Origin of the sequence: Lutibacter oceani, assembly GCF_003384935.1 — a bacterium.
Classification (GTDB): domain Bacteria; phylum Bacteroidota; class Bacteroidia; order Flavobacteriales; family Flavobacteriaceae; genus Lutibacter; species Lutibacter oceani.
Genome location: NZ_QTTQ01000010.1, coordinates 62019 through 79154, shown reverse-complemented (window position 1 = coordinate 79154; position 17136 = coordinate 62019). Strand labels below are relative to the sequence as shown.

Here is a 17136-nt window from a genome sequence, read left to right as displayed (position 1 = left end):
GAAAAAAGCCGCAAAAGCGGCTTTTTTATAATTATAAATATTTAAGAAAGAAATCCATCATATCTTCTTTTAACTCGTAATGCATTTTAACAAATGTTTTCATTTCATCTTTTAACAACACTTGCTTTTCGTGAAATTTAATTTCCGTGTTATTTTCATATTTTGCTTGTGCTATTTCTCTTTTTTTCATTCTAATGCGATGCCTTAAATGACCCATTACTTCTCTTTCACGAATTATTTTGTTTTGAAAACCTTCAAGTTGTATCATTACATCATTTCCAAGATTTCGCATTGCTACGTGCTCTAATTTTTCTTCAAAATAATCCATTTCACTTTCTTGAAATTTTAATTCTCTTTTCCATACTTCTAAGTTGAAGTTTAGATCACTTAAGAATAATAACTGACTCTCCATATGCTATTGGCTTTTAAATTTTATATTATAAATTTCTAACTTTTATTTTATTTTTTCTCTGATAAAAATCATAAATAATAATTAAAATGAGAAAATTTTATTTGGTTAAAAGTATTTCTATAAAGATATAAAAAAAGCGTTTTAATTTAAATTAAAACGCTTTTTTTATATCTATTAATATTTAAGTACTAGTTATTGTTATTTCCGTCTTCTTCTTTTTTGGAAGTTTTGTTCCAAATTTTAATTTCATCCTCAGCAGTAACACCCGATAATATTTCTACATTTATTCCATCAGAAATGCCTAATTCAACATCACGCTTTTCAAATTCTTGTTCTCCAGTTTTAACTTCAACATAAGGTGTTTCTGTTTTTTTATCAAACTGTAGTAAGGCTTCTTTTATTGATAATACACTATCTTTTTTCTCTAAAACTATATCAGCATTTGCACTATAACCTGCTCTTACAAAAAACTCATCATCAAGTGTAACATCACCTTTAATTTTAAACTGAACAGCACCATTCTCCTCAGTTCCTTTTGGTGCAATAAAATTTAATTTTGCTGGGTATTTTTTCTTTTCAATGGCTCCTAAAGAAACTTCTAAAACTGTTCCGTTTTTAATTTTACCAACTTCAGCTTCGTCAACCTTTCCTTCAAAAATCATTTTGGTCATATCTGCTATAGTAGCAATTGTTGTACCTGCATTAAATGTGTTACTTTCAATTACTTGATTTCCTTTACGTACAGGAATTTCTAAAATAGTTCCTGAAATTTCTGCTTTTACATAGGTATTTGCAGTTTTTCCCATTCCAGCTGCAGATCCTTTTTTAATAATTTGTAAATTATCTTGTGCATTTTTTAAATCTTGTGAGGCACTATTATAGCTTAACTCAGTAGTTTCAAATTCTGAACGTGATTTTACACCTTTTTCAAATAAACCTTTAGTTCTGTCGTAATTCGTTTTTGCATTATCAAATCGGAGTTGCGCAGTTTTAACACTTCCCTGAGCGCTATTTAAACTTTGTACATTCGGCACAACTCTTATAGTTGCTATTAAATCACCAACTGCTACTTCAGCCCCTTCTTCCACAAAAATCTCTTCAATAATCCCTGACACTTTAGGTTTTATTTCTGCCTCTTCCAAAGGAATCACTTTTCCAGTTGCTACAGTTTTTTTAACAATGTTTGTTTTAAAAGGCTTTTCAGTTTCATATTGAACAGGAGATTTGCTGTTTTTAGCTCCAAACCAAATTAAAACAGCTATAAGTGCTACTGCTATCGATCCAAAAATTATTGTTTTTTTCATTAGTTATTGATTTTCAGTTTAAATTTTCTTTTAAATTTTATTATTCTTCTCTTAATGCTTCTATTGGTCGTATACTTACTGCAGTATGTGCAGGTATTAAACCTATTAATGTACCTAATACAACTAAGGTTACTGCTGCAATTATTACTACTGGAATATCTACAGTTGGGTTTGTTAATGCTGCATCGGGACCACTCCCTATAGTTGCATCAATAAGCATTAATACTAACCCTCCAAAAATAATTCCTAAAGCTCCTGCAATACTTGTTAAAAAAACAGATTCAAGAATTATTTGACGTTTTATTTCCCAAGGTTTTGCTCCTAATGCACGTCTTATTCCAATTTCTTTTGTTCTTTCTTTAACTGTAATTAATAATATATTTCCAATGGCAAAAACCCCAGCTATTAATGTTGCAATACCTACAAACCAAGTTAAAAACTGCATTCCTGTTAAAAACCCAGTTACTTGGGCTATTCTTTCTCCTAAATTAAAACTACCAAAAGCTCTTTCATCATTTGGATGCACTTTGTGTAAATTTCTAAGTAATAATTTTACATCTGCCTCAATTTGAGATATATCATATTCCATTTTTCCAGTAATCATCATCCAACCAACACTATCACCTCTATTGTAAACTTGCTGGAATGTTGTAAAAGGAATATGAATATTTCCTTGGGGACCACCACTTCCAATTTGGCCCTCTTTATACATCCCAACTACTTTATAATTTATATCATTAATTTTAATATAGGCACCTATTGGATAAACATCCTTATCAAATAGTTGTTTATAAATTTCTTCTTCAATAACACAAACCTTTTTCTTTTGATTAATATCATTATCGTTTATAAACCTTCCATAAACCATATCTTTCTTTTGAACTTTATCCAGTTCTGGATAATCTCCAAATATTCCAAAAGTTCCTGATTTAAAATCATTTATTGCCATTGCTTGGGTTTGATGACGTGGCACCACAAATTCCAAGCCTTTAATTTCACTCTTAATACTCTCTAAATCAGACACTTTTAAAGTCAAACTTTTCCCTTCCTGAAATCCTTTAAACGGCTTACTTGTTTGCTGAGCCCAAACAAATACACTATTAGTTGCAAAATTTCCAAATAACTTATTAAAATTATTTTCCACTCCTTTTGCTGCACCTAATAAAACTACCAATAAAAAAATACCCCACATTACACCAATTATTGTTATACCAGTACGCATTTTATTCTTTCGAATACTGCTATAAATTTCTTGCCAGGTATCTTTATCAAATAAAAAATTCATTCTTTTTTTTATGAATTAAATTTTAGTTTCATTTATTCTTCTCTTAATGCTTCTATAGGTCTTATACTAACTGCAGTTTGTGCAGGAATTAATCCAATTAATGTGCCTAAAAAAACGAGTGTTACAGCTGCAATTAAAACAACTGGAATATCAACTGTTGGATTTGTTAACGCTGCTTGAGGCCCTTTTCCTAATGTAGCATCAATTAGCATAAGAACGAGCCCACCAAAAATAATTCCTAAAGCACCAGCAATACTTGTTAAAAAAACGGATTCTAAAATAATTTGTCGTTTTACTTCCCAAGGTTTTGCTCCCAAAGCACGTCTTATTCCAATTTCTTTAGTTCTTTCTTTTACAGTAATTAATAAAATATTACCAATTGCAAAAACTCCGGCAATTAGTGTCGCAATACCTACAAACCAAGTTAAAAACTGCATTCCGGTTAAAAAACCAGTAACTTTTTTAAACATATCACCTAAATTTATGCCTCCTAAGGCTCTTTTATCTTCAGGATGAACTTTATGTAAATTCTTTAATATTAACTTTGCATCTTTTTCAATTTGAACAATACTGCTTTCCGGACTTCCAGTAATAATCATCCAACTAATATTATTCCCTCTATTATATACTTGCTGAAAAGTTGTAAAAGGAATGTGAATATTATCTCCTAATCTAATTGTCTGGCTCTCTTTAAAAAGCCCTACAACACTATAATTAATACCATTAATACTTATTAATTCGCCAATAGGATATTCATCTTTTTCAAAAAGCTGTTTATAAACCTCTTCTTCAATAACACAAACTTTTTTCTTTTCATTAATATCGTTATCATTTATAAACCTTCCATAAATTAAGTCTTTATTTTGAATTTTGTCCAAAACAGGGAAATCGCCTGAAATATTAAAATTTCCAGATTGAAATTTTCTAACAACTAAACCACCTGCCTGACTTCTTGGAGCAATTAGGTCAATCCCTTTTACTTCATTCTTAATTTTATCTATATCATCAATTTTCAAAGCAACTTGTTTTCCCTCTTGAAATCCTTTAAATGGTTTACTTGTTTCTTGTCCCCAAATAAATACACTATTAGTTGCAAAATCACCAAAAAGTTTATTAAAATTATTCTCTACTCCTTTTGCAGCACCCAACAAAACAACTAACAAAAAAATACCCCACATTACTCCAATAATGGTAATACCCGTACGCGTTTTATTTTTACGAATACTACTGTATATTTCTTGCCAAGTATCTTTGTCAAATAAGAAATTCATTTTCTTCCTGCTTATTAAATATTATTCGTCATTTAAAGCTACAATTGGTTTAATTCTGGAAGCTCTTTTTGCTGGAATATAACCTGCTATTGTACCTGCAATTATTAATACTACCGTAGCTCCAACCACAACATATGTTTCCACACTTGGATTTAAAATAAAATATTTTTCAAGGGTATCACCTAAAGCTCTTAACGTAAAAACACCAATCATTAAACCAGAATAACCCGCTAATGCTGTCACAAAAATTGACTCTAACATTATCATTCCCACAATAGACTTTGGAGTAGCTCCTAAGGCTTTTCTAATACCTAATTCTTTTGTGCGTTCTTTTACTATATATACCATAATATTACTAATACCAATAATACCTGCTACTAAAGTTCCAATACCAATAAATAGAATAATAACATTTAAAACCAACATAAAACTTTGAACATCTCTAGTTCCTTCGGCATAATTTCTAACTCTAATAGCTCCTTGATCTCTTGGATCTACATTGTGTTTCTCCTTTAATAATGTAGTAAGTAAATTACTAAATGCTAAAGCTTGATCAACATTCATCTCTGGATTAAATGTTAAACCAAAATAATCTAATTCATCATTTGGTTTATACATACCTTGAATAGTTGAAAAAGGAGCGTAAATATAGCGTTCATCATTATCACCTCCTGGGTCGTTAAAAACCCCTACAACTTTATATGAAATTCCTTCAATATTTAAATTTTTTCCAAGCCCACCTAAATTGCCAAATAAATCTTTTTCAACTAATCTACCAATAGCAACTACTTTAGCTCTTCTTTCAATATCTAAATAGGTTAAAAACCTACCATCTTGTATTACTGCTGACTCTAATGGTTGATAATCTGGGTAAACACCTCTTACCGTGTAACGATTTTGTTCTCCTTTATAAATAACCTGCATACTACGCTGTATGTTGGGGCTAAAAAATTGAATCTCTTTTTCAAATTTTTCATTTATAAATTTTTCATCGTCATTTCTATATTGAATAGTTCTTCCACTTTGCATTCCTTTATAGGGTTTTGTAGTTCTTCCCCCATAAATATATACTGAATTTACAGCATCGCTTGCAAATTGCTTTTCAAACGTGTGTTTTAAGCCATTACCAACACCAAATAATAAAGTAAACAATAAAATTGCAAATGCTATGGTAAAACCTGAAAGTGCTGTTCTAAGTTTGTTTTTACTTAAAGTTTGGAATATTTCTTGCCAACGATCTAAATCAAACATAATTTATACGTTTACTGATTTATTAACTTTTTCATCACTAATAATTACACCATCTTTTAAGCGAACAATTCTATCTGTTTGCTCAGCAATATCTTCTTCGTGAGTAATTACAAAAACAGTCATTCCTTCACGATTAATTTCTTTTAAAAGTTCCATTACTGCATGTGATGTTTTAGAATCTAATGCACCTGTTGGCTCATCTGCTAAAATAACTTTAGGTTTTGTTGCAAGTGCTCTTGCAACAGCAACACGCTGTTTTTCACCACCGGAAAGTTCACTAGGTAAATGATTTGCCCTATCTTTTAAACCAACTTTATCTAAATATTGCATTGCTATTTTTTGACGCTCTTTTCTTCCCATACCTTGATAGTATAAAGGAAGTGCAATATTTTCAACTGCGGTTTTATAGGTTATTAAATTAAAAGACTGGAAAACAAAACCTAAAAATTTATTTCTTAAAATTGCAGCTTTCTTTTCATCTAAATTTTCAATTTTTTGCCCATTTAAGTAATAATTTCCTTCATCATGACCATCTAATAAACCTACAATATTTAACAAGGTTGATTTTCCAGAACCCGAAGATCCCATAATCGAAACAAATTCACCTTCTTTAATGTGTAAGTCTAAACCTTTTAAAACGTGTAGAGAATCTTTTCCTATTGGATAAGATTTATGAAGTTTTTCAATTTTTATCATTTTTTGGTTGTTGTTTTAATAACGAAAATATAAATTGCTACTTAGAATTGGTATTAAATTTATGTTAAAACACTATTATTGTTTAAATATGTAAATTTGCTCTGTGAACAATATTAAAAACGAATCAATTATACTTTTTGACGGTGTTTGTAACCTTTGCAATGCATCGGTTAACTTTATTATAAAACATGATAAAAAAGCACATTTTAAATTTGCTTCACTTCAATCAGACGCAGCAAAAGAAATATTGTTACAATACAATTCAAAAAAAATTAAATTAGATTCTATTATCCTTATTGAAGAAGAGGCTATTTATGAAAAATCTACTGCTGCACTTAAAATTTCTAGAAAGTTAACAGGTGGTTTTAAATTGCTTTATATCTTTATAATTATACCTAAATTTATTAGAGATTGGGTTTATAATTACATTGCAAAAAACCGTTATAAATGGTTTGGAAAAAAGGAAAGTTGTATGATTCCTTCACTAGAAATGAAGGATAGATTTTTAGATTTACTTTAAATTATTTAATATAAATTCAACTAATTTATTTTTATTTAAGTTTTTTCTAAATGCATTATTTGTGTGTTTTAATGGAATAGCATACCCTTTTTCATGCAAATAATTTATTGTATCAATATATTCTAAAGATACTTTTCCAGATAATAATGGTGTTAAATCTTTTCCTGAATTATGATAATCAAATATTTTTTTTAATCCAGATAAATATAGGTAATCTTTAGTAAAACCACCTCCTCTATGCGCCCGAAGTGTTACATAAAATGCTTCATTCTCATTTAAATTATAAGTATTATTTAATAATCTAAACGTTTTTACAAAATTATGACCATTAGATAGTGAATCAATAGCAATTACTCTAAAAGCTAGTTCTTTTAAACGTTTTAATGTTAAACTATTAGACATATATTCGCTAAAAACTGCTAGCCCTTCCTGTGTTTCAATATTGTTAGGAAAACCATGTGAAAATATTTTTAAAGGATGTAAAATACCATTCATTGTTGTAACCATATGTACACCAATTTCGTGGTTTGTAAGAACCTTTAATTCATTTTCAGAAAACGTATGATTATCGTTAATTACTAAGGTTTGAATATTATTTAAAACCATGGCAATTGCAGAAATTTTATCTGAATGTTTTATACTATATGAAAACTTATATTGTTGTGAAAAATCTCTAAAATAATCTTCAGCCTCTTTTGATGAATATTTAGGCAACATTTCAGGTGTTTCCTTTTCATCTTCAAAATGAAGTATAAATTTCGCATTTTCAACATCGGTTTCAGTTGGTGTTCCAAATGCACCTAAACAGTTGTAATAGAATTTTTTACCATTACCAATATTATCTATACACTCAATTAAACTCATGTACGAATAAATAATATCTGTATATAAATTTCTAATTACATCATCTTCAATATTTTCTAATTTTTGGTTAAAAAAAGTTCTATGAAGATAAAACCCATCAAAATTAATTTTTGGATATTTAAAACTTGGGGTTATTGTAAATTTTGAATCGAAAAATTTCTTTTTTTCCAATTCAATATTCGTTGGGTTAACATAATCCAACAATTCTATCTTTTTTACAAGTTCATCAATGGTATTATCAATCTCGAATAATTCTTTACTTACAACTGCATTTGTGTTCATTAAGTAACTATTTTATGAAACTATTTGCGTGTTCAACAAGTTTCGTTTTTAAAGCAAATTCAATTTCTGCTACAATTTCTGGATAAATTATTTGGCGTAATTCATCGCAGTATATTTTTTTAACTTCTGTTGCTAAAACTAATGTGTTTTGAAATTTTGAGGTAATAAATTTTAAAAAATATCCATTCCCTTGAAAAGTATCATTAATCTTTGAAGTGGATTTTATGCCATATGGAAGCTTAATTTCTTCTAAACTTTTTCTCCAATCTTCAACTATATTTCCAAAACGTTTATTATCAATATTTAAGGTTCCTAAATTAAATGTAGGTACTTCTCTATCCCAACGTTTCCAGTTATACGAATGCATATCATACACAATACATTTTTTAAATTTAGTTTCAATTTTATTTATTAGAACTTCAACTATTTTATAAAAATTTGAGTGTTTTTGTAAACTTTCCCCTTTAATTTTACCTGACAAAGGGTTTCTCCATAATTTTTTACCCCAAGCAGTTTCAAAAACGGCATTTTCTAAATCTCGATTTAAATCATATTCAAAACGTGAATCGCAACCAGCTAAAACAATCGGGTGACTTTGAATCATTTGTTTTGTTGAAGGATCTTCTTCAAACCATCTTTCGTATTCAGAATGCAAACAATTATCCCAAAGTTCTTTTCTAAATTGATGCCCATCATGAATAGCTGCACATACAAATGGAACATATTCATCTATTTTTAAAGTAAATGAATAATCGCTAGCAACAGCTTCAAAAACTTCTTCTGATTTAATTTTATCAATTATTTCGTTAACCGAAAGTTTAAGCATCTTGTACCTTTTTTCTTAACTGTGCTTTTCTAATAAATGCATTGGATTTTTCTTGAACTTCATCTTCAATAAAGTCTATTACCTTTTCTTGTACTTTTGTTTTATAAACTTTATTTATATATGTAATTCCACCTGGACTCATGACATTTACTTCAACTAACATTCCATTAATTACATCAATTCCAACAAAATACAAACCATCCTTTACCAGTTTGGGGCCAATTTTTCTGCATAATTTTTTTTCTTGTGGTGTTAAAGTATGCTTTTCTATTGAACCACCTGCACTTACATTTGATCTATGATCTCCATCACCTGGAACACGTTTCATAGCACCAACTGCTTTTCCATTTAACATTAAGATACGAACATCTCCCTGGTCTGCACCTTCAATGTATTCTTGCAAAATTACATAATCTGTTGTGCCATCAGTTTTGTTAATATAAAAATCTAATAATGAATTAATACTCATCATTGCGTTTTTTTCAATCAAGATAACACCAGAACCTCCATATCCGTTTAAGGGTTTTAAAATCATTTTATCCGATGAAGATTCCTTAATCATTTGAATTATATAATCCTTATTTTTAGAAACATGTGTAACAGGAATAATTTCATTGTTAGGATCATCAAATACGGCTGTATATAATTTATTATTTGCTTCACGCATACCGTTTAATGAATTCATAATAAAAACATCATCACTTACTGAATCTAAAAAATTTAACATAAGTGGGTCTAAAGGTGGATTTGTCCTCATAAAAATAACATCAAAACCAGCCAAAGGTAGCATCTCTGATCTTAAAGTAGTATTCTTATAAAAAGTTTTTAATGAACTTGAAATTTTATTTTCAACACGATTAATAACCTGACAAAATGCACTTGTAACGCTATTTCTAATTGTTAAATTTGAAGGTGTACACATTGCAACTCCATGGCCTCTTTTAACACATTCATGAATTAAAGCTAAACTTGTATCGTTTTCAGCATCAATTTCATTCCAAGGGTACATTAAAAAACAAATATTCATTTTTATAATTTTTATAATTATTTTTTCGGGTAGTTATCATCCCATTCCTTAACTTTTGGTTTATGAAGTTTGCCAATTGATTTTGCAACCAACATTGATACAGAGGCATCTCCAGTAACATTAACTGTAGTGCGCATCATATCTAACGGTCTGTCGATTGCAAAAATTAATGCCAAACCTGCTTCTGGAATACCCGCTTGTCCTAACACAATTACCAACATTACCATTCCGGCACCAGGAACTGCTGCCGAACCAATACTTGCCAAGGTTGCAGTAACAATAATTCCTAATTGTACACCCAACGACAAATCCATTCCAAATGCTTGTGCAATAAAAACTGCTGCTACAGCCTGGTACAAACTTGTACCATCCATATTAATAGTAGCACCAATTGGCAAAACAAAACTACTAACCTCTTCATCAACTCCTAAATGTTCGGTAACTCTTTCCATTGTAACTGGCAAAGTTGCCGCACTACTGCTTGTTGAAAAAGCTAATAACTGAGCAGGTGATATTCCTTTTAAAAATGTTGAAGGATTCTTTTTAGTAACCAACCAAACAATTAAATTATAAAAAGTAATCATTAATAACAATCCCAAAATAACAGTAAATGCATACCAAACTAATGCTTTAAATAAATCTATACTTGGAGATTCAACAACCAAAGCTGCTAATAATGCGAATACACCATAAGGTGCAGCTAGCATTATTAAATCAATCATTTTTAAAATTACTTCATTAAAACCATCGAAGAAATTCTTTACTGTTTTTGATTTTTTTTCAGAAATTAAAATTAAACCAATTCCAAAAAATATTGCAAAAAATATAACTTGCAACATATTCTTATTTTCAGTTGCAGCTCCAAAAATATTTTCTGGAACAATATCTACTAATGCTTGAAGTGGCCCGCTTTCCTTTTGTTTATGTGCTTCTTCTTTATATTTTTCAGCATCCGTTGAATAATTGTCAACAAGTTCTTGTCTTGTTTCTTCTGATATAGAATTTCCTGGCTTTATTATATTTACTAATAACAAACCTATTGAAACTGCAACAACAGTAGTTATTAAATATAAACCAATTGTTCTACCTCCCATTTTAGATAATTTTGAAATATCTTTTAAATCGGAAACTCCCTTAATTAATGAAGCTAAAATTAACGGTACAGCAATTAATTTTAATGAGTTTATAAATATTTTACCAAATGGTTTTATCCAATCTTGTACAATTTCTTTACCACCTTCAAATTGAGTCATTAAAATTCCAACTCCAACTCCAACAACCATTCCAATAATAATTTGCCAGTGTAATGCTAATTTTTTCATTTAAACATTTTAAAATTCTTCGAAAGATAAAAAATTACTTGAAAACTAACCTGAATTTTCTACATAAAAAAAAGCACTAAAAGTGCTTTTTAAATTTAAACATGATTTATTTTTTAAAATTGATACCTAAGTGAGAGTGCTAAATCTAAATCGGTATCCTTACCGTAATCTCCTATAATACCAATTTCTGGTCTAAAATCTAATGAAATTAAAATTGGTCCATCAAAATTATATTCTATCCCAACATTTCCATCTGCATTTATAAATAAACCATCATCGTTATCACTATTTATTCCATTACTATAACTCCAAGAGCCTAATCCTGCTCCAAAACCAGCATACCAGTTAAAACCTTCATCAATATTCCAAACCCACTGGTAAATTCCAGATAATTTAAAGGCATCGTAATCTTTATGATCTCTATAGCCTAAATCTATTTCTATTCTTCTGCCATCCTCTATTTTCTTTTGGTAAGATATTTCTCCTCCAAATCCATCATTATCGCCAAATCGTATTCCAATTGCGTTATTAGAAATTTCCTGAGCTGACAATGTAGTTGAAATACTTATAAATACCACTAACACTAAAATTATTTTCTTCATATTACATTAATTTTAAAATTATACTTTATAAAAATTACAAATTTTATGCCATTAAAACCACAACGTAAATAGTAATATTTTATTTTAATGTGACTCGTTTAATAATTTCGTGTCATATATTTTAAAATAAATTATTACATTTAAAAAAAATTAAAAACAAATACAAAAAATGGCAGGAATTTTAGATTTATTAAATAGTGACCTTGGAAAAACTCTTATTAGTGGAACAAGCCAACAATTTGGACAAGATAAAGGAAAAACAACTAGCGCTTTAAACGCTGCTTTACCTTTAATTTTAGGAGCGATGAAAAATAATGCTTCTACACCAGAAGGAGCTTCAGGACTGTTAAATGCATTAAGTAATGAAAAACATAGTGGTGGAATTTTAGATAACTTAGGAAGTATACTTGGTGGTAGTGGAGTTGATAAAGATGTACTTGATGATGGTGCTGGAATTTTAGGTCACGTTTTTGGAGGTAAAGAACAAAACGTTGCTAAGGCTGTAAGTACATCAAGTGGAATAGATTTAGATACGGCAATGAATATTTTAAAAGTAGCTGGCCCTTTAGTTATGGGAGCATTAGGTAAAGAAACTCGTCAAAAAAATGTTGCTGATCAAAGTGGAATTGGAGATTTACTAAGTGGAATGCTTGGCGGTGCTTCAAATGAACAACAAAGTATAGTTACTAGATTATTAGATGCTGATGGTGATGGAAGTATTATTGATGATGTTGCTGGAATATTATTAAATAGTGGTGGAAAAAAGAAAGGTGGACTTGGTAGTTTACTAGGTGGTTTATTTGGAAAATAAATTCTTCTTATAAAAACAACAAAAAAAGGTCAAATTAAAAAGTTTGACCTTTTTTTGTGTTATAATTTTGAATATAAAATATAAATGTATTTTTGCACTGAACTTTTTATAAATGGAAAAATTAAAACAACGCTGGGGATTAACCTCTAACTTTCAAGTAGTATTAATTATATTGGTATTTTCTATTAACGGATCTTTTGCGGCTTACATTGCAAAACCTTTAACTAAATTTATTAGTTTAAATTATGAAACTACAAATCCTTGGATTTTCTGGCCAGTAAGAATACTGTTAATTTTTATAATTTATCAAATAACCTTGCCTTTGGTTGGTTTTTGTTTTGGGCAATTTAAATTCTTTTGGAATTTTTTCACAAAAAAAATGCTTAAAAGAATGGGGCTTGAGAAATTATTTAAGAAAACTTAATCTTTCCTATTCTTTTTTATTAAATATTTGTAAACCCAGGTTAATGTAAATGTTGGTAAAAAGTCAGTTCCAAAAAAACCTGCTTCTTCAACAAAAGCAACTAATCCACCTATTTTTCCTTCCGAGCCTTTGTACATTTTATAAATTAAAAAAGCTGAAGCTGGCGCCCAAATAACATCGGAAAATTCTCCAACAAAAGGTATCACAAAAGAGAGCATTCCTACCCCATCAAATAACAATCCTAATAATAATAACTTATATTTTTTTTGCATAAATAAATTCTTTTTCAATTATATTGCAATTAAAATGCCATTTATTTTAAATATCTAAATCACCATAATTTATTGCCATTAAATCGGCATATTTGAAATTGTAATTTAATGCTGATTTTATTTTTTTATTTGAAATAATTTTAAAAACGTTTTTTTCTGTTTCTTCAAAAACTGGAGCATCTTTTCCAATATCAGCTTTTGTCTTTATATAATAATCTCTTCTTTTTGGATGCGAATCTGCACAAGCATTAAATACTTCATTCCAAATATTATTTTCTATTATTTTTGTTAAAATAGCTACACAATCATCTTGATGAATCATGTTTACAAAACCTTCAGGATTTGGTATTATACGTCCATTTTTAAAAAAATTCCCTGGTTTTCTATTATAACCAAACAATCCTGCAAAACGTATAACAGTAGTTTTAAATTTTTTATTTGTTTTAAATAGCTTTTCAATTTCTACTAAAGCTGCATTATTATATAAATCCGATTCTTCTGTAACTATAAGATTATTTGACTTATAGACTGAAGTAGCACTTATAAAAAGTACTTTTTTTATAGAAGATTGTTCAATATATTTAATTAAATTCTTAAACCCATTAATATTTTTTGAAGGCAAAGCCACAATGAGAATATCTGATCTTAAAAATTCAAATAATGTTTCCTTTAAATCTTCTAAAGAAATTAAAAAAGGTGTAATTCTTAATTTTTTAAATTCATCTAATTTAAATGATGAAGTAGTTGATCCTTTAATACAACATCCTTGTTCAATTAATTTAATTGCCAAAGGTTCGCCTAACCAGCCACAACCTAAAATACTAATATTTTTATCCATTTTTTAATTCAAAAAAAGCCTAACTGAAACAATTTAACAAGTAAGAGTATTTTTATTGTTTTAATTTAGTTTTGTATTTTTTAATAAATTTCTCCAATTTTGGATTTATTACAGCCATACAATACCCTTGAGTTTTATTGTTATTATAATAATTTTGATGATATTCTTCAGCTTTATAAAAAACATCAAACTCAGTAACTTCCGTAACTATAGGTTTATTAAAAATATTTGCATTTGTAAGAGCTGAAATTAAATTTTCAGCAATTTCTTTTTGTTCTAAATTATGGTAAAAAATTGCAGACCTGTACTGTGTACCAACATCATAGCCTTGTCTGTTTAAGGTTGTAGGGTCATGCGTACTAAAAAATACTTCTAATATTTCCTGAAAACTAATTTTTGAAGCATCAAATTTTATTTGAATGGCTTCTGCATGTCCTGTTCTTCCTGTAGTTATTTCTCTGTAGGTAGGATTTTTTAAAGTACCTCCTGTATAACCTGATGTAACACTTTCTACTCCATTTAATAATTGAAATACGGCTTCAGTACACCAAAAACAACCATTTGCAAAAGTTGCAGTTTCAAAAGTAGTATATGCCATATCATTATTTTTAGTTATTGCAGCTTGTCCAAAGCTATTAATTAAGGTAAAAGCAAATATAATAAGTGTAAATTTCTTCATTTAATTTGTTATTTCTTAAATAAGTCGAAAAACACTTCCTTAAATTACATACCATTTGGAATTAATTTTCTTGGAAATTGGATTAGACTTTCTGCTCCATTTTCACCAACACTTGCAACTCCAAAAAAGTAATTATCTATTACAATGTTTTCAAGTGTATAATCATTTATATTACCAACAAATCTACTGTATTGCCATTGTGGCGAGGTAGTATCTCTCCAATAAATTTTATATCCAATAATATTCTCATCATTTACAGCATCCCATTTTAAGCGAGTTGATGGTTTTACAGCCCCTGCAATCATAACATTTTCAGGAGCCAAAGGCGCAGCAGCAATAGAAGCTAATGTTAAGCAATTTACAGCTGTTAATTTAGCCGCATATTCAAAATTAACACCTTCTAAAACATCACCATATTTAATTCCATTTTCTTCTCTTATATCTTGATGTTGACGATTATAATTTTCGTGCGTTTCCATAATTCTAACACTGGCAAAACCTGCATCATTAAATGGTCTATGATGTCCTCCTCTTCCAAACCTATCTAATCTATAAATCATAATAGCATCTAAATTTGTCATATAATCATCTGTAATTTTATCAACCCTTCTGGCTAATTGTCGAGATGGACCATCTACTTCACCTCCATAATAACGCATACTTGCTCTTTCTTTATCTGTAGTTTCCATTGAAATGGCTTCAGAAAAAACCCTAAAAGTACTATTATCAATCACTCCATCTATCCCTTCTATATTACCTATCATATCATTGTTTAACACTCCAATAATATTCCAGTTATTTTCTTTTGCGTGATTTGCCAAAATTTTACCTCCAAACAAGCCTTGTTCCTCACCAGAAAGTCCAACATAAATTATTGAAACCGGAAATTTATATTTACTTAAAACTCTTGAAGCTTCAAGAGCACCTGCCATTCCAGTTGCATTATCGTTCGCTCCGGGTGATACTGAAGTGAAATCATTCGGATCAGAAACTCTCGAATCTATATCTCCAGACATTATTACATAATTATTTGGATATTTTGTACCTCGTTGAATTGCCAAAACATTAACAACTTTGGTATCCGTTATAATGCGTCTTCCATCAGCTTTTACCAAATCTCCTAAAAAACTGACTTCCAAACAATTGTTACAATCTTTCGAAACTTCTTCAAAAGCAGTTTTAATCCATCTTCTGGCTGCTCCAATACCTTGTGTTGTTGATACTGTATCCGATAAAGTATGACGTGTTCCAAAATCTACCAACTTTTTAATATCTGCTTTTATACGTTCAGCAGAAGTAGCTGTTGAAATTTCAGATAGTGTTTTGTCAATGTTCGATTGTGAAAAAGAAGTGTAACTTATAATTATAAAAATTACGGAAATACTTGTTTTAAAAAAATTCATCTGTATTTAGTTTATATATGTTCTAAAGTATGTACAACAGATTCTAACATTTCTTCTGTGAAATCTAAATGTGTAACCATACGTAATTTTCCTTGCCCCATTGAAATTAATAAAATACTTGCATCGTTTAAACGACTAATAAAATCTTGTTCGTTTATACTATCAATTACATTAAAAATAATAATATTAGTTTCTATTGGCTCTACACTTTTAATTAATGGACAATTTTGAAGGGTAGCACCAATTATTTTTGCCCTAGTATGGTCAATAGCTAATCGTTCAACATGATGATCTAACGCGTAAATACCTGCTGCAGCTAAATAACCTGCTTGACGCATGGCACCGCCAAAAAGTTTTCGCACTCTTAATGCTTGTTCAATATGGCTTTTTGAACCTAATAATAATGAACCTACAGGTGCTCCTAAACCTTTTGATAAGCAAATTGAAATAGTGTCAAATATTTTACCGTATTGTTCCGGACTTTCTTTTTTGGCTACCAATGCATTAAATAAGCGTGCGCCATCCAAATGCAATGCTAAGTTATTAGTTGAACAAATTTTCCTGATTTTTAATAATTCTTCATAATCCCAACAAGCTCCTCCTCCCTTATTTGTTGTATTTTCAACAGCTACTAGCCTGGAATATGGTACATGAATATCTGATCTTCCACCTGAAACTGCTTCCTGTAATTGAGTTGCAGTAAATGTTCCCCTTTCTCCATCTATTAAATGTGAAGTAACACCTGAGTTAAATGCAGCTCCACCACCTTCAAAATTATACACATGGGCCCATTTATCACAAAACATTTTATCCCCTGGATGTGTGTGAATTTTGATACCTGTTTGATTAGCCATTGTTCCAGACGGAAAAAACAGTGCGTCTTCCACACCAAACATTTCCGCAATTTTATGCTGTAATTTGTTAACTGTTGGGTCAGATTTAAATACATCATCTCCAACTTCAGCATTCATCATTGCTTTTAACATGCCTTTTGTAGGCTTTGTAACTGTATCACTAATTAAATTTATTTGCATAGTCTAAATTAAA

At 29.5% G+C, this 17136-nt stretch carries 19 protein-coding genes; 3 read left to right on the top strand and 16 right to left on the bottom strand.

Features of this window, described 5'->3' with window-relative positions:
* Window positions 1–31: 31 nt before the first annotated feature.
* The 6 genes from BX611_RS05865 to BX611_RS05840 all read right to left on the bottom strand — a co-directional run bounded on the left by BX611_RS05865 (window position 32) and on the right by BX611_RS05840 (window position 6219).
* Window positions 32–412, bottom strand: coding sequence for a hypothetical protein (locus BX611_RS05865; protein WP_115879149.1), 381 nt, complete (start codon window positions 410–412; stop codon window positions 32–34).
* A gap of 188 nt (window positions 413–600) precedes the next feature.
* Window positions 601–1716, bottom strand: a complete 1116-nt coding sequence (locus BX611_RS05860; RefSeq protein WP_115879147.1) for an efflux RND transporter periplasmic adaptor subunit — start codon at window positions 1714–1716, stop codon at window positions 601–603.
* A gap of 40 nt (window positions 1717–1756) precedes the next feature.
* Entirely contained in the window at window positions 1757–3001 is a 1245-nt protein-coding gene (locus tag BX611_RS05855; protein WP_115879145.1) for an ABC transporter permease, read from the bottom strand.
* Between the two features lie 32 nt (window positions 3002–3033).
* Window positions 3034–4272: an ABC transporter permease gene (locus BX611_RS05850; RefSeq protein ID WP_115879143.1), complete on the bottom strand. Its 1239-nt coding sequence runs from the start codon at window positions 4270–4272 to the stop codon at window positions 3034–3036.
* A 21-nt stretch (window positions 4273–4293) separates the two neighbouring features.
* Window positions 4294–5523, bottom strand: a complete 1230-nt coding sequence (locus BX611_RS05845) for an ABC transporter permease (protein ID WP_115879141.1) — start codon at window positions 5521–5523, stop codon at window positions 4294–4296.
* Between the two features lie 3 nt (window positions 5524–5526).
* Window positions 5527–6219: an ABC transporter ATP-binding protein gene (locus tag BX611_RS05840; RefSeq protein ID WP_115879139.1), complete on the bottom strand. Its 693-nt coding sequence runs from the start codon at window positions 6217–6219 to the stop codon at window positions 5527–5529.
* A gap of 103 nt (window positions 6220–6322) precedes the next feature.
* Here BX611_RS05840 and BX611_RS05835 point away from each other — a divergent pair, with 103 nt between their 5' ends.
* Window positions 6323–6739, top strand: coding sequence for a thiol-disulfide oxidoreductase DCC family protein (locus BX611_RS05835; protein WP_205417103.1), 417 nt, complete (start codon window positions 6323–6325; stop codon window positions 6737–6739).
* Here BX611_RS05835 and BX611_RS05830 read toward each other — a convergent pair.
* From BX611_RS05830 to BX611_RS05810, 5 genes are all read right to left on the bottom strand, one after another.
* On the bottom strand, window positions 6731–7885 hold the full coding sequence (locus BX611_RS05830) for a flavohemoglobin expression-modulating QEGLA motif protein (RefSeq protein ID WP_115879137.1): 1155 nt from the start codon (window positions 7883–7885) through the stop codon (window positions 6731–6733). The two genes, BX611_RS05835 and BX611_RS05830, sit on opposite strands and share 9 nt — an antisense overlap.
* A 7-nt stretch (window positions 7886–7892) precedes the next feature.
* Complete coding sequence (locus BX611_RS05825) at window positions 7893–8711, bottom strand: N-formylglutamate amidohydrolase (protein WP_115879135.1); 819 nt, start codon at window positions 8709–8711, stop codon at window positions 7893–7895.
* Window positions 8704–9738: a glutathione synthase gene (gene gshB, locus BX611_RS05820; RefSeq protein ID WP_115879133.1), complete on the bottom strand. Its 1035-nt coding sequence runs from the start codon at window positions 9736–9738 to the stop codon at window positions 8704–8706. Before gshB ends, BX611_RS05825 begins: the two co-directional genes overlap by 8 nt.
* 17 nt (window positions 9739–9755) lie before the next feature.
* Window positions 9756–11060 (bottom strand): dicarboxylate/amino acid:cation symporter, encoded by a 1305-nt coding sequence (locus BX611_RS05815; protein WP_115879131.1) that lies wholly within the window; start codon window positions 11058–11060, stop codon window positions 9756–9758.
* Window positions 11061–11173: 113 nt separating this feature from the next.
* Complete coding sequence (locus tag BX611_RS05810) at window positions 11174–11662, bottom strand: hypothetical protein (protein WP_115879129.1); 489 nt, start codon at window positions 11660–11662, stop codon at window positions 11174–11176.
* A 169-nt stretch (window positions 11663–11831) separates the two neighbouring features.
* Between BX611_RS05810 and BX611_RS05805 the strand changes: the two genes are divergently transcribed.
* Both BX611_RS05805 and BX611_RS05800 read left to right on the top strand, forming a co-directional pair.
* Window positions 11832–12473, top strand: a complete 642-nt coding sequence (locus tag BX611_RS05805; RefSeq protein WP_115879127.1) for a DUF937 domain-containing protein — start codon at window positions 11832–11834, stop codon at window positions 12471–12473.
* Between the two features lie 112 nt (window positions 12474–12585).
* Window positions 12586–12897, top strand: a complete 312-nt coding sequence (locus BX611_RS05800) for a DUF6787 family protein (protein WP_115879125.1) — start codon at window positions 12586–12588, stop codon at window positions 12895–12897.
* Here BX611_RS05800 and BX611_RS05795 read toward each other — a convergent pair.
* From BX611_RS05795 to BX611_RS05775, 5 genes are all read right to left on the bottom strand, one after another.
* Complete coding sequence (locus BX611_RS05795; RefSeq protein ID WP_115879123.1) at window positions 12894–13169, bottom strand: hypothetical protein; 276 nt, start codon at window positions 13167–13169, stop codon at window positions 12894–12896. The genes BX611_RS05800 and BX611_RS05795 overlap by 4 nt on opposite strands.
* 46 nt (window positions 13170–13215) lie before the next feature.
* A complete protein-coding gene (locus tag BX611_RS05790) occupies window positions 13216–14007 on the bottom strand; it encodes a Rossmann-fold NAD(P)-binding domain-containing protein (protein WP_115879121.1) in 792 nt (263 codons plus the stop codon).
* 52 nt (window positions 14008–14059) lie between these two features.
* Window positions 14060–14605, bottom strand: a complete 546-nt coding sequence (gene msrA, locus BX611_RS05785) for a peptide-methionine (S)-S-oxide reductase MsrA (RefSeq protein WP_240324934.1) — start codon at window positions 14603–14605, stop codon at window positions 14060–14062.
* 125 nt (window positions 14606–14730) lie between these two features.
* Complete coding sequence (locus tag BX611_RS05780) at window positions 14731–16089, bottom strand: M28 family metallopeptidase (protein WP_115879117.1); 1359 nt, start codon at window positions 16087–16089, stop codon at window positions 14731–14733.
* Window positions 16090–16100: 11 nt separating this feature from the next.
* Entirely contained in the window at window positions 16101–17123 is a 1023-nt protein-coding gene (locus tag BX611_RS05775) for a threonine aldolase family protein (protein ID WP_115879115.1), read from the bottom strand.
* Between the last annotated feature and the right edge of the window lie 13 nt (window positions 17124–17136).

What these genes read in the sequence shown, in the direction of transcription:
- BX611_RS05865 (WP_115879149.1), bottom strand. Translation starts at nt 412, where the DNA reads ATGGAGAGTCAGTTATTATTCTTAAGTGATCTAAACTTCAACTTAGAA.
- BX611_RS05860 (WP_115879147.1), bottom strand. Translation starts at nt 1,716, where the DNA reads ATGAAAAAAACAATAATTTTTGGATCGATAGCAGTAGCACTTATAGCT.
- BX611_RS05855 (WP_115879145.1), bottom strand. Translation starts at nt 3,001, where the DNA reads ATGAATTTTTTATTTGATAAAGATACCTGGCAAGAAATTTATAGCAGT.
- BX611_RS05850 (WP_115879143.1), bottom strand. Translation starts at nt 4,272, where the DNA reads ATGAATTTCTTATTTGACAAAGATACTTGGCAAGAAATATACAGTAGT.
- BX611_RS05845 (WP_115879141.1), bottom strand. Translation starts at nt 5,523, where the DNA reads ATGTTTGATTTAGATCGTTGGCAAGAAATATTCCAAACTTTAAGTAAA.
- BX611_RS05840 (WP_115879139.1), bottom strand. Translation starts at nt 6,219, where the DNA reads ATGATAAAAATTGAAAAACTTCATAAATCTTATCCAATAGGAAAAGAT.
- BX611_RS05830 (WP_115879137.1), bottom strand. Translation starts at nt 7,885, where the DNA reads ATGAACACAAATGCAGTTGTAAGTAAAGAATTATTCGAGATTGATAAT.
- BX611_RS05825 (WP_115879135.1), bottom strand. Translation starts at nt 8,711, where the DNA reads ATGCTTAAACTTTCGGTTAACGAAATAATTGATAAAATTAAATCAGAA.
- gshB (WP_115879133.1), bottom strand. Translation starts at nt 9,738, where the DNA reads ATGAATATTTGTTTTTTAATGTACCCTTGGAATGAAATTGATGCTGAA.
- BX611_RS05815 (WP_115879131.1), bottom strand. Translation starts at nt 11,060, where the DNA reads ATGAAAAAATTAGCATTACACTGGCAAATTATTATTGGAATGGTTGTT.
- BX611_RS05810 (WP_115879129.1), bottom strand. Translation starts at nt 11,662, where the DNA reads ATGAAGAAAATAATTTTAGTGTTAGTGGTATTTATAAGTATTTCAACT.
- BX611_RS05805 (WP_115879127.1), top strand. Translation starts at nt 11,832, where the DNA reads ATGGCAGGAATTTTAGATTTATTAAATAGTGACCTTGGAAAAACTCTT.
- BX611_RS05800 (WP_115879125.1), top strand. Translation starts at nt 12,586, where the DNA reads ATGGAAAAATTAAAACAACGCTGGGGATTAACCTCTAACTTTCAAGTA.
- BX611_RS05795 (WP_115879123.1), bottom strand. Translation starts at nt 13,169, where the DNA reads ATGCAAAAAAAATATAAGTTATTATTATTAGGATTGTTATTTGATGGG.
- BX611_RS05790 (WP_115879121.1), bottom strand. Translation starts at nt 14,007, where the DNA reads ATGGATAAAAATATTAGTATTTTAGGTTGTGGCTGGTTAGGCGAACCT.
- msrA (WP_240324934.1), bottom strand. Translation starts at nt 14,605, where the DNA reads ATGGCATATACTACTTTTGAAACTGCAACTTTTGCAAATGGTTGTTTT.
- BX611_RS05780 (WP_115879117.1), bottom strand. Translation starts at nt 16,089, where the DNA reads ATGAATTTTTTTAAAACAAGTATTTCCGTAATTTTTATAATTATAAGT.
- BX611_RS05775 (WP_115879115.1), bottom strand. Translation starts at nt 17,123, where the DNA reads ATGCAAATAAATTTAATTAGTGATACAGTTACAAAGCCTACAAAAGGC.